General features: G+C 75.9%; 17 protein-coding genes. 3 read left to right on the top strand and 14 right to left on the bottom strand.

Going from position 1 to position 21,727, the window contains the following annotated elements:
- Positions 1 to 57: 57 nt before the first annotated feature.
- From ACFYE1_RS08705 to galT, 6 genes are all read right to left on the bottom strand, one after another.
- On the bottom strand, positions 58 to 495 hold the full coding sequence (locus tag ACFYE1_RS08705; RefSeq protein WP_387741894.1) for a pyridoxamine 5'-phosphate oxidase family protein: 438 nt from the start codon (positions 493 to 495) through the stop codon (positions 58 to 60).
- Positions 496 to 553: 58 nt separating this feature from the next.
- A complete protein-coding gene (locus tag ACFYE1_RS08700; RefSeq protein WP_387741892.1) occupies positions 554 to 2,212 on the bottom strand; it encodes a DUF7059 domain-containing protein in 1,659 nt (552 codons plus the stop codon).
- A complete protein-coding gene (trhO, locus tag ACFYE1_RS08695; protein ID WP_387741890.1) occupies positions 2,209 to 3,225 on the bottom strand; it encodes an oxygen-dependent tRNA uridine(34) hydroxylase TrhO in 1,017 nt (338 codons plus the stop codon). The genes ACFYE1_RS08700 and trhO overlap by 4 nt, the downstream gene beginning before the upstream one ends.
- 77 nt (positions 3,226 to 3,302) lie before the next feature.
- On the bottom strand, positions 3,303 to 3,755 hold the full coding sequence (locus ACFYE1_RS08690; protein ID WP_387741888.1) for a pyridoxamine 5'-phosphate oxidase family protein: 453 nt from the start codon (positions 3,753 to 3,755) through the stop codon (positions 3,303 to 3,305).
- A 76-nt stretch (positions 3,756 to 3,831) separates the two neighbouring features.
- Positions 3,832 to 5,067 (bottom strand): galactokinase, encoded by a 1,236-nt coding sequence (galK, locus tag ACFYE1_RS08685; RefSeq protein ID WP_387741886.1) that lies wholly within the window; start codon positions 5,065 to 5,067, stop codon positions 3,832 to 3,834.
- Positions 5,064 to 6,200 carry a galactose-1-phosphate uridylyltransferase gene (gene galT / locus ACFYE1_RS08680; protein WP_387741884.1) on the bottom strand — a complete coding sequence of 379 codons (1,137 nt, stop codon included), beginning with the start codon at positions 6,198 to 6,200 and terminating at the stop codon, positions 5,064 to 5,066. Before galT ends, galK begins: the two co-directional genes overlap by 4 nt.
- A gap of 289 nt (positions 6,201 to 6,489) precedes the next feature.
- Here galT and ACFYE1_RS08675 point away from each other — a divergent pair, with 289 nt between their 5' ends.
- Both ACFYE1_RS08675 and ACFYE1_RS08670 read left to right on the top strand, forming a co-directional pair.
- A complete protein-coding gene (locus ACFYE1_RS08675; protein ID WP_387741882.1) occupies positions 6,490 to 8,280 on the top strand; it encodes a glycoside hydrolase family 13 protein in 1,791 nt (596 codons plus the stop codon).
- A gap of 123 nt (positions 8,281 to 8,403) precedes the next feature.
- Positions 8,404 to 10,746, top strand: a complete 2,343-nt coding sequence (locus ACFYE1_RS08670) for a DEAD/DEAH box helicase (RefSeq protein WP_387741881.1) — start codon at positions 8,404 to 8,406, stop codon at positions 10,744 to 10,746.
- Positions 10,747 to 10,750: 4 nt separating this feature from the next.
- Here the strand turns inward: ACFYE1_RS08670 and ACFYE1_RS08665 are convergent, their stop codons facing one another.
- The 7 genes from ACFYE1_RS08665 to ssd form a co-directional block, all read right to left on the bottom strand.
- Complete coding sequence (locus ACFYE1_RS08665) at positions 10,751 to 11,185, bottom strand: Rv3654c family TadE-like protein (protein WP_387741879.1); 435 nt, start codon at positions 11,183 to 11,185, stop codon at positions 10,751 to 10,753.
- Complete coding sequence (locus ACFYE1_RS08660) at positions 11,169 to 11,486, bottom strand: TadE family type IV pilus minor pilin (protein ID WP_387741877.1); 318 nt, start codon at positions 11,484 to 11,486, stop codon at positions 11,169 to 11,171. Before ACFYE1_RS08660 ends, ACFYE1_RS08665 begins: the two co-directional genes overlap by 17 nt.
- 296 nt (positions 11,487 to 11,782) lie before the next feature.
- A complete protein-coding gene (locus ACFYE1_RS08655) occupies positions 11,783 to 12,082 on the bottom strand; it encodes a DUF4244 domain-containing protein (RefSeq protein ID WP_387741876.1) in 300 nt (99 codons plus the stop codon).
- 269 nt (positions 12,083 to 12,351) lie between these two features.
- The gene (locus ACFYE1_RS08650) at positions 12,352 to 12,918 is read right to left on the bottom strand and encodes a type II secretion system F family protein (protein ID WP_387741875.1); all 567 of its coding nucleotides are present in this window, start codon (positions 12,916 to 12,918) and stop codon (positions 12,352 to 12,354) included.
- Positions 12,915 to 13,679, bottom strand: a complete 765-nt coding sequence (locus ACFYE1_RS08645) for a type II secretion system F family protein (RefSeq protein WP_387741873.1) — start codon at positions 13,677 to 13,679, stop codon at positions 12,915 to 12,917. Before ACFYE1_RS08645 ends, ACFYE1_RS08650 begins: the two co-directional genes overlap by 4 nt.
- Positions 13,676 to 14,881, bottom strand: a complete 1,206-nt coding sequence (locus ACFYE1_RS08640; protein ID WP_387741872.1) for a TadA family conjugal transfer-associated ATPase — start codon at positions 14,879 to 14,881, stop codon at positions 13,676 to 13,678. Before ACFYE1_RS08640 ends, ACFYE1_RS08645 begins: the two co-directional genes overlap by 4 nt.
- On the bottom strand, positions 14,878 to 15,975 hold the full coding sequence (gene ssd / locus ACFYE1_RS08635; RefSeq protein WP_387741870.1) for a septum site-determining protein Ssd: 1,098 nt from the start codon (positions 15,973 to 15,975) through the stop codon (positions 14,878 to 14,880). The genes ACFYE1_RS08640 and ssd overlap by 4 nt, the downstream gene beginning before the upstream one ends.
- 143 nt (positions 15,976 to 16,118) lie before the next feature.
- On the opposite strand from ssd, the gene ACFYE1_RS08630 reads away from it, so the two are divergent.
- Positions 16,119 to 17,867: a bifunctional 3'-5' exonuclease/DNA polymerase gene (locus ACFYE1_RS08630; RefSeq protein ID WP_387741868.1), complete on the top strand. Its 1,749-nt coding sequence runs from the start codon at positions 16,119 to 16,121 to the stop codon at positions 17,865 to 17,867.
- A gap of 87 nt (positions 17,868 to 17,954) precedes the next feature.
- On the opposite strand, the gene ACFYE1_RS08625 is transcribed toward ACFYE1_RS08630, so the two are convergent.
- A complete protein-coding gene (locus ACFYE1_RS08625) occupies positions 17,955 to 21,665 on the bottom strand; it encodes an nSTAND1 domain-containing NTPase (protein WP_387741867.1) in 3,711 nt (1,236 codons plus the stop codon).
- Between the last annotated feature and the right edge of the window lie 62 nt (positions 21,666 to 21,727).

The following is a 21,727-nucleotide window of genomic DNA, read 5'->3' as shown; positions in this document are numbered from 1 at the left end:
GGGACGTCGGCGCCTCCCGGGCGGGTCGCCCGGGAGGCGCGGCGGCCCGGACCGGGCTCAGGAGGGGTAGCGCTCGGGCTCGTCGCCGATCGTGAACTCGCGGCCCGTGGCGTGCTCCACGTCGATGACCACGAAGTTGTACTTCAGCGTGGGCGCCCAGGGCTTCAGCGGCAGCTCCTCGGCGGCGTCGATCTCGGCGCGCGTCTCGAGCCGGCGGGCCTTGCCGTGGACCACCACGGAGCGCACGACGTGCTCCTCCGTGACCTCGTCGATCTCGAACGCCACCTGGTCGTTGACGATGAGGCTCGAGAGCTTGGACCCCTGGGCGGTGCGGAAGTACAGCTTGCGGTGGTGCACCACGTAGTTCACCGGGAAGATGTCCACGAGGCCGGCGGCCTCGACGGCCAGCCGGCCGAAGGGGTGCTGCTCGAGGAGCTGCCAGACGGTGTCCTTGTCGAGGTTCTTGATGGGGTTCAGGTTCTCTCCGATGGTCATGCCTCCATCCTTCCACCCCACCGCCGCCGCGTCGCCTGCTGATCCGCCCCAGAAGTGCTCAGGCGGAGGGCGGCACCAGCTCCTGCGGCACGAGGAAGCCGTCGAGCACGAGGTGCCGGACCTCCTCGGTCAGCCGCTGCCGCTCCTCGCCCGCCCAGTCCAGCAGGGCGGCCAGCGCCCCGAGGATCTGCCGGGCGCTCAGCTCGCCGTCGCAGGCCCCGGCGAAGCCCGCGGCCTCGCTCGAGAGCACCACGGTCCGGCGCAGCCCGGCCCCCTGCCGGAGCAGGATCACACCGGGGTGCTCCGCGCCGGGACGCTGGTGGCGCTCCTCGGTGACGTCCTCGGCGGCCACGAGCCGGGCGTCCGGCCAGTCCTGCGGGTGTGCCGCGAGCCAGTCGGCCCGTTCCCAGGTCGCGGCGAGCGCGGGGGCGAGCGGCTGCTGGACCGGGTGGGGGACGTGCTCGAAGCGGCGGAGCGCACCCCCGGGCCGGCTCCCGGCGGGGCGGCGGAGACGGATCATCCCGAAGCCCACGGCCTCGACGCCGCGGGTGGCGAAATCGTCGAGGTGGGCGCGGTAGGCCCGTTCGTAGTGGTCGAGCTCCCGGGACTCGGCGGCGTCCCGCAACCACGTCTCGGCGTACTCCTCCGGGCCGGCCAGTTCCCGCTGGACGAACCACGCGTCGACGTCCTCGGCCACCCACTGCTCGGGCCGCAGAGCCCAGCGCTCGGCCGCCGACCTCGCGTCCCCGGGCGCCGGGGCGAGCACCTCCCAGTTGCCGAGCAGGTGGGCGGTGGCCCCGGGGGCCATGACCCCGGGCAGCTCCCGCACGAGGTCGGCCACGATCCGGTCCCCCGGCAGGCCGCCGTCCCGGTAGGTGTAGCGGTCCTGCGGGGTCTCGCCGGCGGGGCGCGGGGTGATGACGAACGGCGGGTTGGACACCACGAGGTCGAACAGCTCGCCGCGCACGGGCTCCAGCAGGGACCCCGCCCGCAGGCTCACGCGGTCCTCGAGCCGGCCGGGGTCGATGTCCAGGGCCTGAGCGTTGAGCAGCAGGTTGAACCGGGTGAAGCCCAGCGCCCGGTCCGAGACGTCGGTGGCAGTCACGTGCCCCGCGTGCGAGAGCAGGTGGAACGTCTGGATGCCGCACCCGGTGCCCAGGTCCAGCGCCCGGTCCGCGCGGCGGCGGTCGGTCGCCTGGGCCAGCGTCAGGGAGGCCTGCCCGATGCCCAGCACGTGGTCGCGGCGGAGCGCGCCGGGGCGCTGGGACTCGCCCAGGTCGCTCGCCACGTACAGCTCCGTCCCGTCGTCGGAGGCGTGGGGGCGCAGGTCAACGGTGGAGCGCAACCCGCCCGACGTCTCCTCGGCGAGCCCCAGGCCCACGAGCTGCTCCGGCCGCACCGGGGCGGGCTCGAGCGTCTTCAGGGGGACGGTGCGGCCGAGCAGGAAGAGGGCGACGACCCCGGCGAGACCCCGGTCCGGGTGCCCGGGCGTGCGGAGGGCCGGCTCGAGCACCCGCAGGGCGGGCACGGCCTGGTCCCGCGCGAGCGCGTCCATGGCGGCCTCCCCCAGCAGCTCCGCCACACGGTCGTGGGTGAAGCCCGTCCGGCGGAGGGCGTGGCGCAGCTCGACCGGCGCCCGCGGGTCGTCGGAGACGGGGGTCCCCGGGACCCGGGAGAAGGCCGGCGCCCCGAAGGGGCCGGAGTCGGCCGGGCTCATGCGGCGCTCGTCGGCACGGGCACGGGCGCCGGGACGGGCCGGAAGGCGACCGGGGCGCCGTCGTCGGGTGCGGGTGTCGGAGCGGACCCCACGGCGACCGGGGCGCCGTCGTCGGGTGCGGGGCGCGAGGAGGTCCTGCACCCGGTGGGGCAGGTGAGCTGCGGGCACTCCTCGTGGCAGGCCGGGCACGCGAGGAAGAGAGCGCGGCAGGCGGCGTCTGCGCAGTTGACGAAACGGTTCGCGGGGCCGGCGCACCGGTCGCAGCGCCCGATCGTGACCGCGGCCGGAGTGAACCGCACGTGCATGCGCCGGTCGAAGACGTACAGGGAGCCCTCCCACAGCCCTCGGTCCCCGCGCTCGCGGCCGTACTCGGCGATGCCGCCGTCGAGCTGGTAGACCTCCTCGAAGCCGCGGTTGCGCATCAGCGCGGAGAGCACCTCGCAGCGGATCCCTCCGGTGCAGTAGGTGACCACGGGCCGGGTCTTGAGGTGGTCGTACTTCCCGGAGTCCAGCTCGGCCACGAAGTCACGGGTGTGCGCGACGTCGGGGACCACGGCTCCGCGGAAGCGCCCGATCCGGGCCTCGTGGGCGTTGCGGCCGTCGAAGAACACAACGTCCTCGCCGCGGCGGGCCACGAGCTCGTCCACTGCGGCGGGGGCCAGGCGGGTGCCGCCGCCGACGACGCCGTGCTCGTCCACCTCGAGCTCCCCGGGCGCGCCGAAGGACACGAGCTCGTCCCGGACCTTGACCGACAGCCGCGGGAAGTCCTCGGCCGAGCCGTCCGACCACTTGAACACCGTGTCCCGGAAGCCGGGATGGGAGCGGGTGGTCCGGGCGTACTGCTTGAGCGCCCCGACCTCACCGCCCACGGTGGCGTTGAGCCCGTGCGGGGAGACGATGATCCGCCCGCGCAGGCCCAGGCCCTCGCACAGGGCGCGCTGCCAGAGCATCACGGCCGTGGGGTCGGGGAGCGGGGTGAAGACGTAGTGCAGGACGATCCGGTGCTGTGCCACTGGTCAAGGCTACAAGCGCGGCGGGGCGTCCTGCGCTGTGCCGGCCGCCGGGCCGGGACCCGGTGCGGGGCGCCGGGTCAGTGGCCCAGGCGGAACACGCGGCCGGTGACCTTGGTGGGGACCACCTCGACGTACTCGAGCTTGGCGGTCTCGACCCACGGCCGCAGCGGCAGCTCGTCCACCCGGGCGGTCTCCTCCGGATCGGTCAGCAGCCGGGCCGTGCCGCGCACGATCACGGACCACGCCTCCCCGCCCTGCGCCTGGTCGACCTGCACGGCGACGTGCTCGTTGAGCACCAGGTGCAGCAGCTTGGTGCCCTTGGCGGTGCAGAAGTAGATCTTCTCGTCGTCGGCCACGAGGTTGATGGGGGTGATCTCGATCTCGTCGCCGTCCATGGTGGCGATCCGGCCGAAGCGCGCACTGTAGAGGTGCTCCCAGCACTGCTCCGGGAACAGCTCCGTGACCGGGGGCCGGTGCGCCCGGGCCTCCTCGTCGGGATGGTGCCCGGAGATGTTCATGGGGTTGCTCATGCGGTCATTCTGGCACGCGGCCCCTGCCGGGGTGACGCGGGTCATGTTCGTGACCGGCGGCCCCGAGCACGCCCCGTCACCGCGCGCGGCCGGCGCCCTCCCCCGGCACGACGGCGAAGACGTCCGGCGCCCGGCGGCCCGCTGCTGCGAAGGCCTCCGCGACGGCGTTCCGGACGTGCTCCGCCCGGGTCGCGGGCACGAGGGCGATCGCGCTGCCTCCGAAGCCGCCCCCGGTCATCCGCGCGCCGACGGCCCCGGCCGCCAGGGCGGCGTCGACGGCGAGGTCGAGCTCGGGGCAGGAGACCTCGTAGTCGTCCCGGAGCGAGGTGTGGGAGGCGACCAGCAGCTCCCCGATGCCGGCGACGTCTCCGGCCCGCAGCCGCTCGACGGTCTGCAGGACCCGGCGGTTCTCGCTGAGCACGTGCCGCACCCGCCGGGCGGTCTCCTCGTCCAGCCCGGTCAGGTCGCTCTGCTCCGGCACGTCGCGCAGCGAGGCCGCCCCGAGGGCGGCAGCCCCGTGCGCGCAGGAGGCGCGCCGGGCGCCGTAGCCGCCGTCGGAGTGGGAATGGGCGACCCTCGTGTCGATCACCAGCACGGTCAGCCCCTGCTCGGCCACCGGCAGCGGCACGAGCTCGGCCTCCTGGGTGCGGCAGTCCAGGAACAGCGCCGCCCCGGCCCGTCCCCGCAACGAGGCGGACTGGTCCATGATCCCGGTCGGGACCCCGACGAACTCGTTCTCCGCTCGCTGCGTCAGCCGCGCCATCTCCGGCCGGCCCAGGCCCAGGTCGAGCAGGTCGTCGAGCGCCACGATCGTGGCGACCTCCACGGCGTGGGAGGAGGACAGGCCCGCACCCACCGGGACGGTCGAGTCCAGCAGCAGCTCGAAACCGGGCACGGCCACCCCGTCGAGGCCGGCGAGCACGTGCACCACACCGGCCGGATAGGCCCCCCACCCGGACACGGCGCCCGGGGCCAGGCCGGGCATCCGGAACCGGTCCCGTACCAGGTCCGATCCGTCCGGGGCCCAGGTGGAGGCCAGGTCGACGACGTCGTGCCCGGCCGGTCCCTGCCCGGCCCCCTGCGCGGCACCCCGGCGCAGCCGGACCGCGACCATCGCCGAGCGGTCGATGGCGAAGGGCAGCACGAAGCCGTCGTTGTAGTCGGTGTGCTCCCCGATGAGGTTCACCCGCCCCGGCGCGCGCCACACCCCGTCGGGTGCGTACCCGTAGACCTCGGCGAACCGGAGGGAGAGCTCCTCGGCCCGGGCGGCGTCGTCGTGCCCGGGTCGAGGAGCGGTCTGCCGGCGGGTCATCGTGCGGCCTCCCTCAGGCGTGCGGCGGTCTGCTCGGCCGTGACGTCGTTGATGAACGCCCCCATGGCGGCCTCGGAGCCGGCGAGGAACTTCAGCCTGTCCTCCGCCCGGCGAGGGCTGGTCAGCTGCAGGTGCAGCCAGCCGGCCTCCCGGTCGGCAGGCGTGATCGGGGTCTGGTGCCAGGCGGCGATGTAGGGGGTCGGCGTGTCGTAGAGCCGGTCCACGCGCTGGACCAGGTCCTGGTACACCACCGCCAGCTCGTCCCGCTCGCCCCCCGTGAGGGCGGCCAGGTCCGGGACCTGGCGGTGCGGAACCAGGTGGACCTCCAAGGGCCACCGCGCGGCGTAGGGGACGTAGACGGAGAAGTGCTCGCCGGCCAGCACCATGCGGTCCCCGGCCGCGAGCTCGTCCGCCAGGACCTCCCCCATCAGGGCTCGGCCCGTGGCGGCCAGGTGGGTCCGTGAGCGGGTGGCCAGCCGGGCCGCGTGCGGGGCGGAGTAGGGGTAGGCGTAGATCTGCCCGTGCGGGTGGTGCAGGGTCACCCCGATCTGCTCCCCACGGTTCTCGAAGGGGAACACGTGCCGGATGCCCTCCAGGGCCGAGAGCGCCTCGGTGCGCTGCGCCCAGGCCTCCACGACCGTGCGCGCCCGCTCGGGGGGCAGGGACGCGAAGGAGCCCTGGTGCTCCGGGGTGAACACCACCACCTCGCACCGCCCCACGGCCGGGAACGGGACCCCCCAGAGGGACCGCTCACCCACCTGTTGCGGGTCCGGCAGCTCGTCCAGGTCCGGGCCCAGGGAGGGGAAGCGGTTCTCGAGGACGACGACGTCGAAGTCCGCCGCGGGGATCTCGGACTCCCGCCCGCCCGTCGTGGGGCACAGCGGGCACCGGCCGGCCGGGGGCAGGTAGGTGCGCGCCTGGCGGTGGGCGGCCACCGCCACCCACTCCCCCGTCAGCCGGTCGAAGCGCACCTCACCACCACCGGACCGGGCGTCCAGGGACCGGCGGTCCACGACGTGCTCCACCGGTGGGGTGCCGCGGTCGCTGAAGAACACGGCCTCCCGCCCGTCGGCGAGGTGGTGGGTCCGGTGCGGGAGGGTCCCGGCGCCGTCAGGGGGCGGGGACGGTGTCATCGGACGGGCTCCAGTCGCAGGTCGGGGACGGATCGGTTCAGGACTTCGCGGTGCAGGGCGGCGGTGCACGCGGCCCGCAGCCTGTTCATCAGGACACATTGTCCGCTGGATCGCGTTGTTCCGTGCCCGGTGTCGACGGTGTCGGGGGTGTCGGCGGAGCACACCGTTCGAGCAGACTGGTGGGGCACCGAGACCGGTCGCACCGGAGCAACGGCACTGCCTGCCCACCCGGAGGGTCCGTTGTCCGCCGTCGGCCGGCCGTCCGCGGCGTCACCCGAGGAGCAGCCGAATGAGCACCGACCCCCAGCAGGACCTCACCGCCCAGCAGTCCGGAAGCGGCACCGGGGACGCCCCGGCGTGGTGGACCGACGCGGTCGTCTACCAGATCTACCCCCGGTCCTTCGCCGACTCCGACGGCGACGGGATCGGCGATCTCGGCGGGATCCTCGCCCACCTGGACCACCTGGAGGCCCTGGGCGTGGACGTCATCTGGCTCTCCCCCGTCTACTCCTCCCCGCAGGACGACAACGGCTACGACATCAGCGACTACCAGGACATCGACCCGACCTTCGGCACCCTGGAACAGTTCGACGAGCTGCTCGCCGCCGTGCACGGACGCGGCATGAAGCTGGTGATGGACCTGGTGGTCAACCACACCTCCGACGAGCACCCCTGGTTCATCGAGTCCCGCTCCTCGCCCGACTCCCCCAAGCGCGACTGGTACTGGTGGCGGGCACCCCGGGCGGGCATGGAGCCCGGCGCCCCGGGGGCCGAACCCACGAACTGGCAGAGCTTCTTCTCCGGCTCGACCTGGGAGCTCGATCCGTCCTCCGGGGAGTACTACCTGCACCTGTTCTCGCGCAAGCAGCCGGACCTCAACTGGGAGAACCCGCAGGTGCGGGCGGCCGTGTACGCCATGATGGGCTGGTGGCTGGACCGCGGGGTGGACGGCTTCCGCATGGACGTGATCAACATGATCAGCAAGGACGTCGCCGAGGACGGGCACCTGCACGACGGACCACCCGTGGACGGCACACCCTGGGGCGACGGCTCGGCGTCCTATCTCTGCGGTCCCCGGATCCACGAGTTCCTCCAGGAGATGCACCGGGAGGTCTTCGCCGGCCGGGACGCCGAGCTCATCACGGTGGGCGAGATGCCCGGGGTGACCGTGGAGCAGGCGGCGCTGTTCACCGACCCGGCCCGGGCCGAGGTGGACATGGTCTTCCAGTTCGAGCACGTGGGCCTGGACCACGGCCCCGGCGGGAAGTTCGACCCCCGGCCGCTGCGACTGACCGATCTGAAGGCCTCCCTGGGCCGCTGGCAGGAGGGCTTGGAGGAGATCGGCTGGAACAGCGTGTACTGGAACAACCACGACCAGCCCCGGGTGGTCTCCCGCTTCGGTGACGACAGCCCCGAGCACCGGCTGGCCTCGGCCACGTGCCTGGCCACGCTGCTGCACCTGCACCGCGGCACCCCCTACGTCTACCAGGGCGAGGAGCTGGGCATGACCAACGCGCCCTTCGAGGCGATCGAGGACTTCCGCGACATCGAGTCGGTCAACCACTACCGCCACGCCGTGGCCGCCGGCGCGGACCCGGCCACCGTGCTGGCCGGACTGCGCTGGACGGGCCGGGACAACGCCCGCACCCCCGTCCAGTGGACTCCCGGCCCGAACGCCGGGTTCACCACCGGCACGCCCTGGATCGAGGTCAACCCCAACCACGACGTGGTCAACGCCGAGACCGCCCGGGCCGACCCGGGGTCGGTCTTCCACCACTACCGGCGGCTCATTCGGCTGCGGCACGCCGAGCCCGTGTTCGCCCTGGGCGACTTCACCATGCTCGTCCCCCACCACGAGCAGGTCTACGCCTTCACCCGCCGCCTCGAGGACGTGGAGCTGCTGGTGCTGGCCAACGTCTCGGGCGAGGAGGTCCGCGCCGACCTCCCCGACGGCTGGGCCGGCACCGGAGTCCTGATCGGCAACCGCACCGGCCCTGTCGTCCCCGGCGACGAGGGTCTGCTGCGCCCCTGGGAGGCCCGGGTCCACCGGCGGACCCGGGGAGCAGCGGCGCACGGCTGAGGCGAGGGGCAGGGGTACGGCGCGGAGGCGCCAGGCCGGCCGCCCGGCACCGCACCACTGGTGGCTCCCGCCGGTCCTCCTGCCGGTGAGAGCCACCAGGGGCGGCGGTGACACAATGAACCGGTGCCGTCCTCCGACCACGACTCCCTGATCCCCCTGCTCGGGCGCGGCGCCGCGCCCGAGCAGGTGCGTCACGTCCGGGAGATCCCCGACCGGGACGCCGTGACGGCGCCGTGGCCCGAGCACCTCCACCCGGACGTGGTCGCGGCCTACGAGCGGCTCGGGGTGCACGCGCCGTACCTGCACCAGGTCCAGGCGGTGCTGGCCCCCCGGCACGTCGTGGTCGCCACGGGGACCGCGTCCGGGAAGTCCCTGGCCTACCAGGCGCCCGTGGCCGACGCCGTGCACCGCGGCCGGCTCGCGGCGCTGGCGAACCCGGGCATGATCCACCACCCGGACGAGGCCACGGCCCTCTACCTCTCCCCCACCAAGGCCCTGGCCGCCGACCAGCTCAAGGGCCTGGACGCGCTCGGCCTGCCGACCCTGCGCGCCGCCACCTACGACGGCGACACCGACCCCGCGGAGCGCCGGTGGGTCCGGGACCACGCCGACGTGGTGCTGTGCAACCCGGACATGCTGCACTACGGGGTGCTGCCCCACCACGCGCGCTGGTCCCGGTTCTTCCGCCGCCTGAAGTACGTCGTGGTGGACGAGGCCCACTCGTACCGGGGCGTCTTCGGCTCGCACGTGGCCAACCTCATGCGGCGGCTGCGGCGGATCTGCCGCGTCTACGGGGCGGATCCGGTCTTCATCGGGGCGTCCGCGACCTCCTTCGCGCCGCACGCCTCCTTCGCCCGTCTCGTCGGCGTCCCCGAGGCCGAGGTGACGCCGGTGACCACGGACTTCTCCCCGCACGGGCCGGTCACCGTGGTGCTCTGGGAGCCGGAGCAGACGGACGGCGGCGGCGAGAACGACGCCCCCGTGCGCCGCACCGCCCTCGCCGAGACGGCCGACATGCTCACGGACCTGGTGCTCCGCCAGGTCCGCACGATCGCGTTCATCAAGTCCCGCCGCGGCGCGGAGACGATCGCCCAGATCGCCCACCGCCAGCTCGAGGAGGTCGACCCGTCGCTGGCCCACCGGGTGGCGGCCTACCGCTCCGGGTTCCTCCCCGAGGAGCGCCGGGAGCTTGAGGAGGGGTTGCGGGACGGGCGGCTCCTGGGGGTCGCCAGTACGTCCGCGCTCGAGCTCGGCATCGACGTGGCCGGGCTGGACGCCGTGGTGGTGGCGGGGTGGCCCGGCACCCGGGCGTCCTTCTTCCAGCAGATCGGCCGGGCGGGCCGGGCCGGGCAGGAGGCTCTGGCGGCCTTCGTGGCCGGCGACGACCCGCTCGACACGTACCTCGTGAACCACCCGGAGGCGATCTTCGACGTGGACGTCGAGGCCACGGTCTTCGACCCCTCGAACCCCTACGTCCTGGCCCCGCACCTGTGCGCGGCCGCGGCCGAGCAGCCGTTGCGCGCGGAGGAGGTCGACAGCTTCGGGCCCACCGCCGCGGAGGTGCTCGGCTCGCTCGTGTCGAGCGGGCACCTGCGCCGCCGGCCGACGGGCTGGTTCTGGACGCATCCCCAGTCCGCGGCGGGCATGGTGTCGCTGCGCTCGGACGGCGGCGGGCCGATCCGGATCATCGAGACGGACACCGGCGCGGTGCTCGGCACGATGGACTCCCCCCAGTCCCACTACCAGGCCCACCCGGGGGCCGTGTACGTGCACCAGGGGCGGACCTACATCGTGGACGACCTCGACAAGGCCGGGTCGGTCGCCGCCGTGACGCGGGCGCACCCCGACTTCTACACCACCGCCCGGGACATCACGCAGGTGAGCGTGGTCGCCGAGGAGCGCTCGGAGCGCTGGGGGCCGGTGACCGTCCACTTCGGCCAGGTCCAGGTCACCACGAAGGTGGTCTCGTTCCAGCGCAAGGCCGTGATCTCCAACGAGGTGCTGGGCGAGGAGCCTCTCGACCTCGAGGCCCGGGACCTGTTCACGAAGTCCGTGTGGTTCACCGTCCCGGGGGCCGTGCTGACCGGCGCGGGGATCGAGGAGCCCGACGTCCCCGGCGCGCTGCACGCGGCCGAGCACGCCGCGATCGGCCTGCTCCCGCTCGTGGCCTCGTGCGACCGGTGGGACGTGGGCGGGCTCTCGACCGCGCTGCACGCCGACACGGAGCTGCCGACGGTCTTCGTCTACGACGGCCACCCCGGCGGGGCGGGGTTCGCCGAGCGCGGCTACGCCACGGCGGTCGCGTGGTTGCGCGCCACCCGGGAGGCGATCTCCTCGTGCGAGTGCGAGACCGGGTGCCCGTCCTGCGTGCAGTCGCCCAAGTGCGGCAATCGCAACAACCCGCTGGACAAGGGCGGCGCGGTGCGGCTGATCGACGCGGTGCTGCACGACGCCCCCCGCCCCTGATCCCTCAGGGCGCACCGGCTGCCTCCGGCGGACCGGCCCGGGACACGCCGCAGGCGGCCCCGAAGCGGGCGAGCGGTCCGTCGAGGGCCACGGCGGTGCGCACGTCCACGACGACGCGCTCCGGCTCCACGAGCGAGCACTGCTCGAGCCGCGCCCCGTTCTCCCGGGCCACGCGCGCGGCGGTGCCGCACGGGTCGCCGGCCACGAGTCCCCGGGCGGTGTCAGCAGCGGCGAGCGCCGCGAGGTCGGCGGCCTTGCCGGCGCGGTGGGTCGCGATCCCCGCCTGGGCGAGCAGGAGCACGGCCACCAGCAGCACGCCCAGCACCAGGGTGAGCGTCAGCGCGTGCACGGTGCCGCTCCCCCGGTCACCGTCGCCGTCCCCGCAGCGGTCGAGCCGCCCCGGTGCGCCCCGCGCCGCGGGCTCAGCCACCGTTCCCACCGGCACCCTCCGTCGCGGAGGAGGCGTCCGCGCGCAGCTCCCAGCGGCCCCACGTCCCGAGGATGCCGGGAGCGGGGCCGGTGACGGTGACCGTGGCCGTCCGGGCGTCCCCGCCCAGGCGGACGGCGGCGTCCTCCCCGGCCACGTGCAGCGCCGTGGCGCGGACCACGGCGGCGCTCTCGCCGCGGGCAGCGGCCCGGGCCGAGGCCCGCGCCGCCTCCTCGTACCGGATCAGGGTCATTCCTGCCGCGGCGGCCGCGAGGAGCACGGCCAGGAGCAGCACGAGAGCGGGCAGGAGCACGGCCGTCTCGGCGGTGACGGCGCCGTGGTCCGGTGAGGCAGGCCGTGGCCCGGGACTGGACCATGGGCGGGGCGGAGCGCAGGGACGGGAACGGGAACTGCAGGCGGAACGACGAAGGGAACGGCGACGGGCAACTGCACGAGAACGGGAACAGGAGCGGGGACGGTCGGCAGGCATGGCGGACTCCTCTCGGGGCGTGGTGCGTGGCCGCTCGGGTCGGCGGTCGGTGGGACGGGCAGGACCCGCGGGGTCCACGGTGCCGGGGAAGGCACCGTGGACCCCGCGGGTGCGGACGCTCAGACGCCGAGCGCCTTCTCGATGATGGCGGTCAGGAGCTCGCGCACCTGGCCGGAGGAGAGCACCGCGGCCATGACACCGCCGAAGGCCGCGGCGGCGAGCACGACCATGGCGTACTCCACGGTGGTCGCGCCGAGGTCCGCCTCTCCGGCCCGGACGAGCGGGCGGGGCGGAGCCCCGGTGGTCCCGCGGGCGGCCGGCGCGGCCGGGCGGCCTCCCGTGACGCCGGCCAGGTGGAGCCCCGGGAGGCTGCGGCGCTTCCGGGCGGGACGGGATGCGGTGATCTGGTGCTGGGACATGACGATCCTTTCGGTGCAGGGCGAACAGGTGCAGGGCGAACAGGTGCAGGGCGAACAGGTGCAGGGCGAACAGGTGCAGGGCGAACAGGTGCAGGACGGCCCGTACTGGACGAGCAGCACCGGGCGACGCAGTGCCGGACGAGGAGGGCGGACGGCCCAGCACAGCGGCGCCGGGCAGGTCCCCGAGGGCACAGGGGCACGGGCGGGGATCCGGTGCGGACCGGGCGCGACCTCGGCGGCCGGGGGCCCGCGGCTCCGGGCGCGGCGGGTCATCCGAACACCTCGGGGACGAGCCCCATCACGACCGGCAGCACGCCCCAGCAGACGAAGGCCGGCAGGGAGCACAGGCCGAGCGGCAGAACGAGCTGGACGGACAGCGACTCCGCGGCGCGCTCGGCCCGCCGATAGGCGGCTCGCCGCACCTGGGCCGCCTGCGAGCGCAGGCTCCGGGCCGACGGCGCCCCGGACGTCGCGGTGAACATGAGGGCTTCGCGGTAGTCGGCCAGGTGCGTGGGCAGCTCGCCCGCCGAGGCCCACGCCGCGTGCCACGGCAGCCCGAGTCGCAGTCGGGAGCCCACCCCCTCCAGGGCGGCGCCGGTGGCGTCCTGGCTGCTCCCGCCCAGCACGGCCACGGCCTCCCCGAGCGGCAGACCGGCGTCCAGCATGGCGGCGGTGAGCTCCACGAGGACGCCCGCGGAGACGTGCGGCCCGGGTGGGCGGCGGCGGGCCGTGGACGGGCGGGGCGTCCCCGGCAGCCGGGCCCGGGACGGGAGCGCGGCCAGTGCCACGGCGGCCAGCAGGAGCAGTCCGGCGGCGGGCGCGGCGAGGGCGGTCATCGTGCCCCCACCGCCTCGGCGCGGCCGATCAGCGTGTGCGTCCACACCCGTCCGAGGGCCGCGAGCACCGCGCCGGCCACGAGGGCGGCCAGCCCCCACGGCGTGGTGAACAGCGTGCGCAGCGGGTCGACGCCCATGAGCATGCCCAGCCCGATCCCGAGCACCGGCAGCCAGGTCAGGATCCGGACGGTGGAGCGGGGCCCCGCCAGGGCGGTGCCGCGAGCCGCCTCGGCGTCGAGCTCCGCCTCGAGGGCGTCGGCGAGACCGGCGAGCAGGGCGGCGAGGGGCGCGCCGGTGCGCTCGGAGACCTCCCAGCACAGGGAGAGCTCGGCCGTGGTGGCGACGGCCCGCCGTTCCAGCGGGCGGTGGCCGAGCTGGGGAGCCGGGACCCCCGCCAGGGCGATCGAGATGCTCAGCCCCAGCCGGGCGGCCGCCGCCACGGAGGTGCACAGCAGCCCGATGTGCCGGCCGGTGCCCGTGCGCGGACCGCGGTGCCCGGCGGGGCCCGCTCCCTCGAAGGCCGCCGCCGGGGACCGCCCCGCCTGCAGCAGCGCCGCGAGCCGGCGCAGCAGCGCGGTCCACTCGGCGGCCTCCGCCTCGGCGTCCCGGCTGAACCGGGCCCACCACGGGGCCGCGGGAACCGCGCCGGTGCCCGCCCGCGCGACCGACCGGACGCGGTGGACCGGTCCCGCGAGCAGCACCGCGGTGCCTCCGGTGAGGCACAGGCAGAGGACCAGGACGGTGACCAGGACCGTGCTCACGGCCGTCCCCCCGTCCGGCCCTCGCCGGGGCCGGACGGGCGGTCGAGCAGGGTGCACAGCCCGTCCCAGCCGGGGCCGCGACGCAGGCCGTCGTGCGCCCGGACCGCCGCAGGCACCGTGACGAGGGTGCCGGCGCGGTCCTCGAGCAGGGACACGGCCCGGACCTCGCGGCGGCCGCCCGAGCGAGCCACGTGGACGACCAGGTCCAGGGCGCTCGCAGCCTGCAGCGTCACGGCCTCCCGGCTCATCCCGGCCAGGGCGCCGAGGGCCGAGAGCCGGGCGGGGACCGCCTCCGCGGAGTTGGCGTGCACGGTGCCCGCCCCGGCGTGACCGGTGTTCAGGGACGTGAACAGCTCGCGGACCTCGGCGCCGCGGCACTCGCCCACCACGAGCCGGTCGGGCCGCATCCGCAGGGCCTGCCGGACGAGCTCCGCCAGGTCGATGCTCCCCGCGCCCTCGGTGTTGGCGTGCCGGGCCTGGAGGCCGACCACGTGGGGGTGCTCGGGGCGCAGCTCGGCGGCGTCCTCGATGAGCACGAGCCGCTCGTGCTCCGGCGAGCACGAGAGCAGGGCGTTGAGGACGGTCGTCTTCCCCGCGCCGGTGGCGCCGCTGACCAGGAAGCTGGCGCCGCAGCGCACGGCGCCCACGAGCAGCTCGGCGGTGCCGGGGTGGACGGTCCCCGCGGCCACGAGGTCCTGCAGGGACAGGGTCCGGGTGCTGCGGAAGCGGACGGAGAGCAGGGTCCCTCCCGTGGAGACGGGCGGGAGGACGGCGTGCACCCGGTAGCCGGCGGCCGTCTGGACGTCCACGCACGGGTGGGCGGTGTCGAGGCGGCGTCCCGCGGCGGTGACGAGACGCACGGCCAGGGCGCGCACCTCGGCGTCGGAACCGAAGGGGGACGGGACGCGGCGCACCCCGGCCTCGGTCTCGAGCCAGACCTGGTCGGGCCCGTTGACGTAGACGTCGGTGAGCCCCCGGTGCGGCAGCAGCGGCTCGAGGGGACCGAGCCCGGTCAGCTCGGCGCGCACGGCCTGCACCGCGCGCAGGGTGCCGGCGGCCCCGAGCACCCGGCCGCTGGCGTGCACGGCCGCGGCGATGTCGGTGTCCGTGACCGGCCCGGGGGCGGACAGCAGCCGGTCCCGCACATCGTCCAGCAGCGCGGCCGGCAGCCCTGCCGGTCGGCCGGAGGGCGCCGCGCTCACAACGCCGCTCCCACGGCCTCGAGCAGGCCCGCCACGTCCCGGGCGAGCCGGCGGGAGCGGCCCGCCTCGAGCAGGCGGCCCGTCTCCGCGGCGTCCGGCACCGCGCCGTGGAAGCGCAGGGAGCCGGCGACGGGCAGCCCGGTCGTGGCGGCGGCGAGCGCGTCGTCGACGTCGGCCACGTTGAGCCCGGCCGGCACCAGACGGGCCGTGGCTCCCGCCAGGAGATCCGCGGCCCACCGTGCGGCCAGCACGCCGCGCACGGTCCGTGGCGTGAGCACGAGGACCTCGTCGCACAGGGCCGCGGTGTCGGCCGTGCCCGGCCCCGCCCGGCCCAGGTCCACGACGACGAGGGCCCCGGCGCGGCGCAGCGCCTCGAGTACGGCGGCGTACGGGGCGGCGGCTCCGTCCGGCCGGGAGCGGTCCCAGGAGAGCCAGCGCAGCTGCCCGGTCCGGGCCATGGCCGGCCACAGCTGCTCGGCGTGCACCGTCCCGGCGATCCGGAGCAGGTCCGGCCAGCGCAGACCGTCCTGGTCCTCGAGGCCCAGCAGGACGTCGATGCCGCAGCCGGCGCGGTCCGCGTCCACGAGGACGGCCGGACGGTCCTCCTGCGCGGCCCGGTCGGCGAGCCAGCACGCCAGCGTGGACGTGCCGGCCCCGCCCACGGCGCCGAGCACGCCCAGCACCCGTCCCGTGCCGCCGGGGCCGGCGGGGCCACCGGGCCGGGCGGTGAGCAGGTCGGCGAGCCACCCGGCGGCGTCCGGCAGCACGGCGACGGCACAGCCGCCGAGGTCGGCCGCCCGGTCCCAGATCCCGGGGTCCTCGGGTCGGCCCACGAGCACCGTGCCCGGCCGGACGCGCCCCCGCACGGCGTGCCGCACGTCCACGAGGTCCGTGTCCGCGACCGTGCCCGGCGCGGTGCCCGTGCCCGCCGCGCCGGGCGAGTCGGCCAGCAGGTCGGCGCCGGCGGCGGCGCAGACGCGCTCGACCGTGGCGCGCAGCCCGGTGTCGTCGCTGACGAGGCGCACGGTGCGCGTGCGGGCCGTGGTGGCGGAGGACGGCGGGGCCGGGGCGGGGAGGTGGGCGGCGGTGCTCATGGCCCCACTGTCGGGGCGGCCGGGACCGGTCCGTCCCGACGGCGGCGCCGGTGTGGACGGGGAGCCGGGTACCGGCGGCCCCGGGGGCGTGTGCAGTCCGGGCACCGGCGTAGCGTGACGGACCTGTGCAGGACAATGGCCGGATGCACATCGTGGTGGGACCAGCGCAAGACGGCCGGGGCGGGCACCGGGTCCAGGACCTGACGGGTTCCGGGGACCCGGACGGGCCCGCGGTGGACGTGCCCGCCGGGGAGCTGGCCGCGTTCGTCGCCGACCGCGAGGAGGCCGCCCGACAGGCCGGGACCACGCCGCCGCGCTGGACCTGGGAGCGGACCGGCGCGGTCTACCCGCAGCTGCTGTCCGCCGGCACCCGGGTGGAGCGCTGCCACGACCTGCGGCTGTGCCAGGCGATCCTCACCACGGCCGCCACCGCCCACGGCTCCGGCGCCGAGGGCCCGCTGCCCTACGCGCCGGTGCTGGCGCCGCTGCCCGCCGACGAGGCGCCCGGGCTGCTCCCGCCGCCGTCCCCCGCCGCGGACCAGTCGAGCCTGTTCGACCTGCCCCGCGCCACGGGTCCCGACGTGTCCGCGCTGGTCGCCGAGCTGCGGGCGCAGCTCGCCGCGGTGGCGGGCGCCGTGGACCCCCGCAGGCTGACGCTGTTGCTGGCGGCGGAGTCCCAGGGCGCGCTGATCGCCGCGGAGATGCAGCACGCCGGGGTGCCCTGGCGGGAGGACGTCCACCGGGCCCTGCTGGAGGACGCGCTGGGCCCCGAGCCGGCGCCCGGGGAGCGGCCCCCGCGGATGGAGGAGACCGTGGCCCGGCTGCGGGAGGCGCTGCACGCCCCGGGGCTGAACCCGGACTCACCGCAGGAGCTGCTCAAGGCGATGCGGGCGGCGGGAATCGACGTGACGAGCACCCGGCAGTGGGAGCTCGTCGAGTGGGCGCGGGCCGTGCCCGGCCTGGCCGCCCGGCGCCAGGCGCTGATCGAGCCCGTCCTGGAGCACAAGAAGCAGGCGCGGCTGCTCAGCGCCAACGGGTGGCACTGGCTGGCCACGTGGGTGCGGGACGGCCGCTTCCGCCCGGAGTACGTGGTGGGCGGGGTGGTCACCGGCCGGTGGTCGGCCCGCGGCGGGGGCGCCCTGCAGATCCCGCACGTGGTGCGGGACGCCGTGCGGGCGGACCCGGGGCGCGTGCTCGTGGTGGCCGACGCGGCCCAGCTCGAGCCGCGCGTCCTGGCGGCGCTGGCCCACGACGACGCCCTGGCCGCCGCGTCCCGCGGCCGGGACCTCTACCAGGCCATCGCGGACCTCGGCGAGGAGCGGGGTTCGGAGCTGACGGAGCGTCCGCAGGCGAAGGTGGCCATGCTGGGCGCGATGTACGGGGCGACCACGGGCCAGTCGGGCCGGCTCATGCCGCACCTCGCCCGGATGTTCCCCCGCGCCGTGGACTACGTGGAGCGGGCCGCCCGGGTGGGCGAGACGGGCGGGCAGGTGTGCACGCACCTGGGCCGCTGGTCCCCCCTGCCGGGCCCGGCGTGGGACGCGGCGCAGCGGGACACGGCCACCGAGGAGTCCGAGCGGCGCGCCGGGACGATGGCCCGCGGCCAGGGCCGGTTCACCCGCAACTTCGTGGTCCAGGGCACCGCGGCCGAGTGGGCGATGTGCTGGATGGGTGCCATCCGCTCGGCGCTGACGCGGGAGGCGGTCGACGCCGAGCTCGTCTTCTTCCTGCACGACGAGATCGTGCTGCACTGCGCGCAGGAGGACGCCGAGCGTGCGGCCGAGCTGGTCCGCGCCTGCGCCGAGCAGGCGGGGCTGATGGTGTTCGGGAGGATCCCGGTCGAGTTCCCCGTCAGCGTGGCCGTGGTGGACTCCTACGCTGACGCCAAGTGAGCGCCCCCGCGGCGGGCCCGGTCGGAGACCGCGGCAGGGGCCGGGAGGCAGGCCGGGGGACGGCCGGCGGAACAGGCCCCGGGGAACTCAGCACAGGTCCCGGTACGGGGCTCCCGTCACGTGCCGGCGCCACTCGTCCTCGGTGATCCGGTCGCCGCGGGTCGAGCAGACGGCGGCGACCGCGTCGTCGGCCCGCACGAGCCAGCTGCGCACCACGCCGTCGTCGCCGGTGGCGATCAGCCGGTCGCGGACGAAGCGCACGTCGTTCATCCGGTCCCCCGAGGCGGACAGGGCCGCGTAGACCTCGAGGTCCGCGGCGCCGACCTTCCACATCCACACGAACTTGTCGCCGGAGGCGCCCGCCAGCAGGGTGCCGTCCGGGGAGAACTGCAGTCCCTTGACCGAGGACAGGGCGTCGGAGGTCTCCCCCAGGGGGTGGGGGTCGGACGGATCCGCGACGTCCCAGAGGCGCACCCGGCCGCCCTCGGTCCCCACCGCCAGGACGTCGGCCACCGGGGAGAACACGGCCGAGGTGACGACCGAGTCGAGGGTGAGCTCCGCGGTCCGTCGGGGCGCAGCGGGGTCGGAGACGTCCCACAGCTGCACGTGCTCGTCGTCGTCCGCCGCGGCGAGCACCGTGCCCGAGGCGTTGAACCGCGCCGCCTCCGTCCCGGCCACCGGGACCGTGGCCACGCGCCGGACCGCTCCCCCGGCGTCGTGGCGCAGGAGGGCGATCTCGGTGCCGACCTCGGACCACACCGCGATGGTGGAGGCGTCCGCCGTGACGTCCGCGCCCGTGATCCCGACGTCGAGTGCGGGGGTCCTCGCCGGCCCCTGCGGGCGCCCGTCCTGGAGGGGCCAGAGCAGCAGGTCCCCGTCCTCGGTGCCACCGGCCACTAACGAGGCATCGGGCGCCACGGCGCCCGCGTACCAGAGGGCCTCCCCGGGCGGGGCCTCCGGGGACGGCAGCGGGACGGGCACCTCCCCCGTGAGGTCGAAGAGCGAGACGACGCCGTCGCCGATGCCCACGGCGCTGAGGACGGTGGCCGAGCGGTCGGTGGAGAGCTGGTACACCGGTTCCCCGCGACGGTGGATCACCGGGCCCTCCAGGTCCCACGAGCGGGTGGTGCCGTCCTGGGAGACGGTGATCAGCCGCTCGCCCACGCGCAGCGCCCCCGTCACCCGGGCGGCGGTGGGGAACACGTCGACGCGTGCGAGGTCGGGCAGCCGGTGCACGTAGGCGTTCTGGTCGTAGCTCGCAGCCACGACCTGCTGACCGTCCGGGGAGAAGCTGACGTCGCTGACCCAGCTGCCGAAGTCACGGACGGTCCCGGCCTCCGCCAGCCGGTCCCCCTCCACGTCGTAGAGCCTCAGCTCGCGCGCGCTGAGCCCCACGGCCAGGCGGGCGCCGTCGTCGTCGAGGGCGAGGGAGCGGACGATCCGGCTCGTGGGAACGGTCTCGAGACGCTCGGTGCGCCGGCCGTCGGTGGCGTACCGGGTGATGCCCGCGGAGCTTCCGCCGGCGTAGACGGTGCCGTCGGCGGCCGCGGCGACGGCGAGGACGTCCGCGTCCTCGCCCAGGGGCAGCCGCGGCAGCGCCGCCGGGGACTCCAGGTCCTCGAGCGACCAGCGCAGCACCTCGCCCCGGCCACCGGCCAGCAGCTGCCGCCCACCGGGCGAGAGCACCACCGCGTTGACCGGGGTCCCGGCGTCCACCTCGAGACCGGCGAGCCGCCGCGCGGGCCGGTCCGTGACGTCCCACAGGCTGATGTGGCCCTCCCCCGCGGTGGCCGCGAGCACCCTGCCGTCCCGCTCGACAAGGTCGACGTCGGCCAGGCCCCGCTCGTCGCCGTCGACGACCACGACGTCCTCCCGGTCCTCGACCAGGCTCTCGAAGCCCCGCCACACGGACAGCCGCCCGTCCGCGGCGGCGCGCGCCACCACCGAGCCGTCGTCCAGCGCCGCGAGGCGGGACGCCCCGTCGCGGCCCAGCCACCGCTCGGGAGAGCTGACCGCGGTCGCGTCGATGAGCGCGGAGGTGCCCTCCCGGGTGGGCGCCATCCGGTACGCCGCCAGGCTGAGCTGCGCGGCGAGGTTCGGCGACTCCCCCCGGATCCGGGACGCCTCAAGAGCCGTCTGCCGGGAGAGGGCCTCGTCGCGGGCGGTCTCCGCGTCGGCCTGGAAGTGCTCCGCACGGACGCCCAGGGCACCCGCGACCACGGCGGCGCAGACCGCCAGGGCCAGCAGGACGAGCGCCACGTGACCGCGCCGCTCGATCTCCCGGGCGCTGCGCTTCTGCCGCTCCAGGGCGTCCTCGTAGTGACGCCCGCTCTCCGCCAGGTACTCGCGCTCGGCCGGGCTCAGGAGCGCCTGCTGGCGCGGGTCACCGGTCCAGTCCCGGAAGGAGGCGAGCTGGCCCAGCGGGATCAGCGCGAGGGGGTCGCGGTCGTTGGCGAGCCACATCTGCGTGGCGCGCTGCAGCTGCTGACGGACGTAGAGGTCGCGGCGGCTGTCCTCGATCCAGCGGCTGAGCCGGGACCAGTGGTCCAGCAGCGACTCGTGGCTCAGCTGGATCTCGTCCCGGTCGATGGTCAGCAGCCGGGCGCGGGCGAACTCCTCGACCACGGCCGCCCCGCCCTCCGGCAGCTCCTCCCGGAGCACCGGGGTGCGCACCACCGTGGCGGAGGTCCCGGTGCCGACCACGCGCACCAGCCGCAGGAACACGGCGCGGGCCACCTCCCGCTCCCGCGGCCCCAGCCGGGCGTGCACCTCCTCGGCCCGCCGCTCGACGGCCTCCGTGATGCCGCCCGCCGCGTGGTAGTCGGCCACCGTCAGCTCCCGGGTGCGGGCGTGCTCCCAGGTGCCGAGCATCGCCTGGGACAGCATCGGCAGCAGACCCACGCCGGCCTCCGTGCCGCGGGGGGCGACGTCCCGCAGGATCACCTCGACCAGGTCCGGGGAGACGCGGGCGCCGACCGCCTCCGCGGGGCCCACGACGATCTGCTCCAGCTGCTCGCGGGTCAGCGCGCCGAGCAGCACCGGGCGCTCCAGGGCGGTGCGCAGCTCGGCGTGCCTGCTCGCGGTGCCGAAGAAGTCCGCCCGCAGTCCGACCACGACCACCCGGTCCCGGCTCGCCGCGGCGAGCCGGTCCAGGAACCGGCCGGGCTCCTCGGCGTCCCGGGTCCCCGTCCAGAGCTCCTCCAGCTGGTCGACGACGAGCAGGTCCGGACCCGTCCCGACGGCGTCCTCGAGCCGGAGCACCGGCTCGAGGCCCGGGGTCGTGGCCACGGCGCGCCACCCGTGCAGGGGCCCGCCCTCGGCGCGCAGCCGGCCGAGGAGCCCCGCGCCCAGCAGCGAGGACTTCCCCGCCCCGGAGGCTCCCACCACGGCCAGGATGCGGGGCCCCCCGGCGCTCGCCAGCCGGGCCACCCGCTCGCCGAGCACGGCGACCTCCGCGGTCCGGCCGAAGAAGTGCGTCTCGTCCTCGGGTCGGTAGGAGCGCAGGCCCACGTACGGGGTGGAGTCCGGCCGGACGGGGGTGCGGCAGCGGTCGACGTCCTCCCACCACAGCTCCGCGGGGCGCTCGTCGGTCAGTCCGAGGGCGTCCAGCAGGGTCGTGAACTCCCCGCGCAGGGCCGGGCCGGGCAGGTGCGCCCCGCTGAGCCAGCCCTGGATGGTGCTGGCGGGGAGCCGGCAGGAGGCCGCGAGCGCCCGGACCGACAGTCCGCGGCGGCGACGCGCGGCGCTGAGCTGCTCGGCGAACCGTGGCCGCTCGGGGCCGGGTCGGGACGAGGCCACCGGGGTGCCTCCTGGGGGTCGTGGACGCGGGGGACCCTGGCATCGTAGGTCGGCCACCCTGC

It is taken from the genome of Kocuria nitroreducens (genome assembly GCF_042879195.1).
GTDB lineage: Bacteria > Actinomycetota > Actinomycetes > Actinomycetales > Micrococcaceae > Kocuria > Kocuria nitroreducens.
This window is presented reverse-complemented; position numbering and strand designations above follow the sequence as displayed.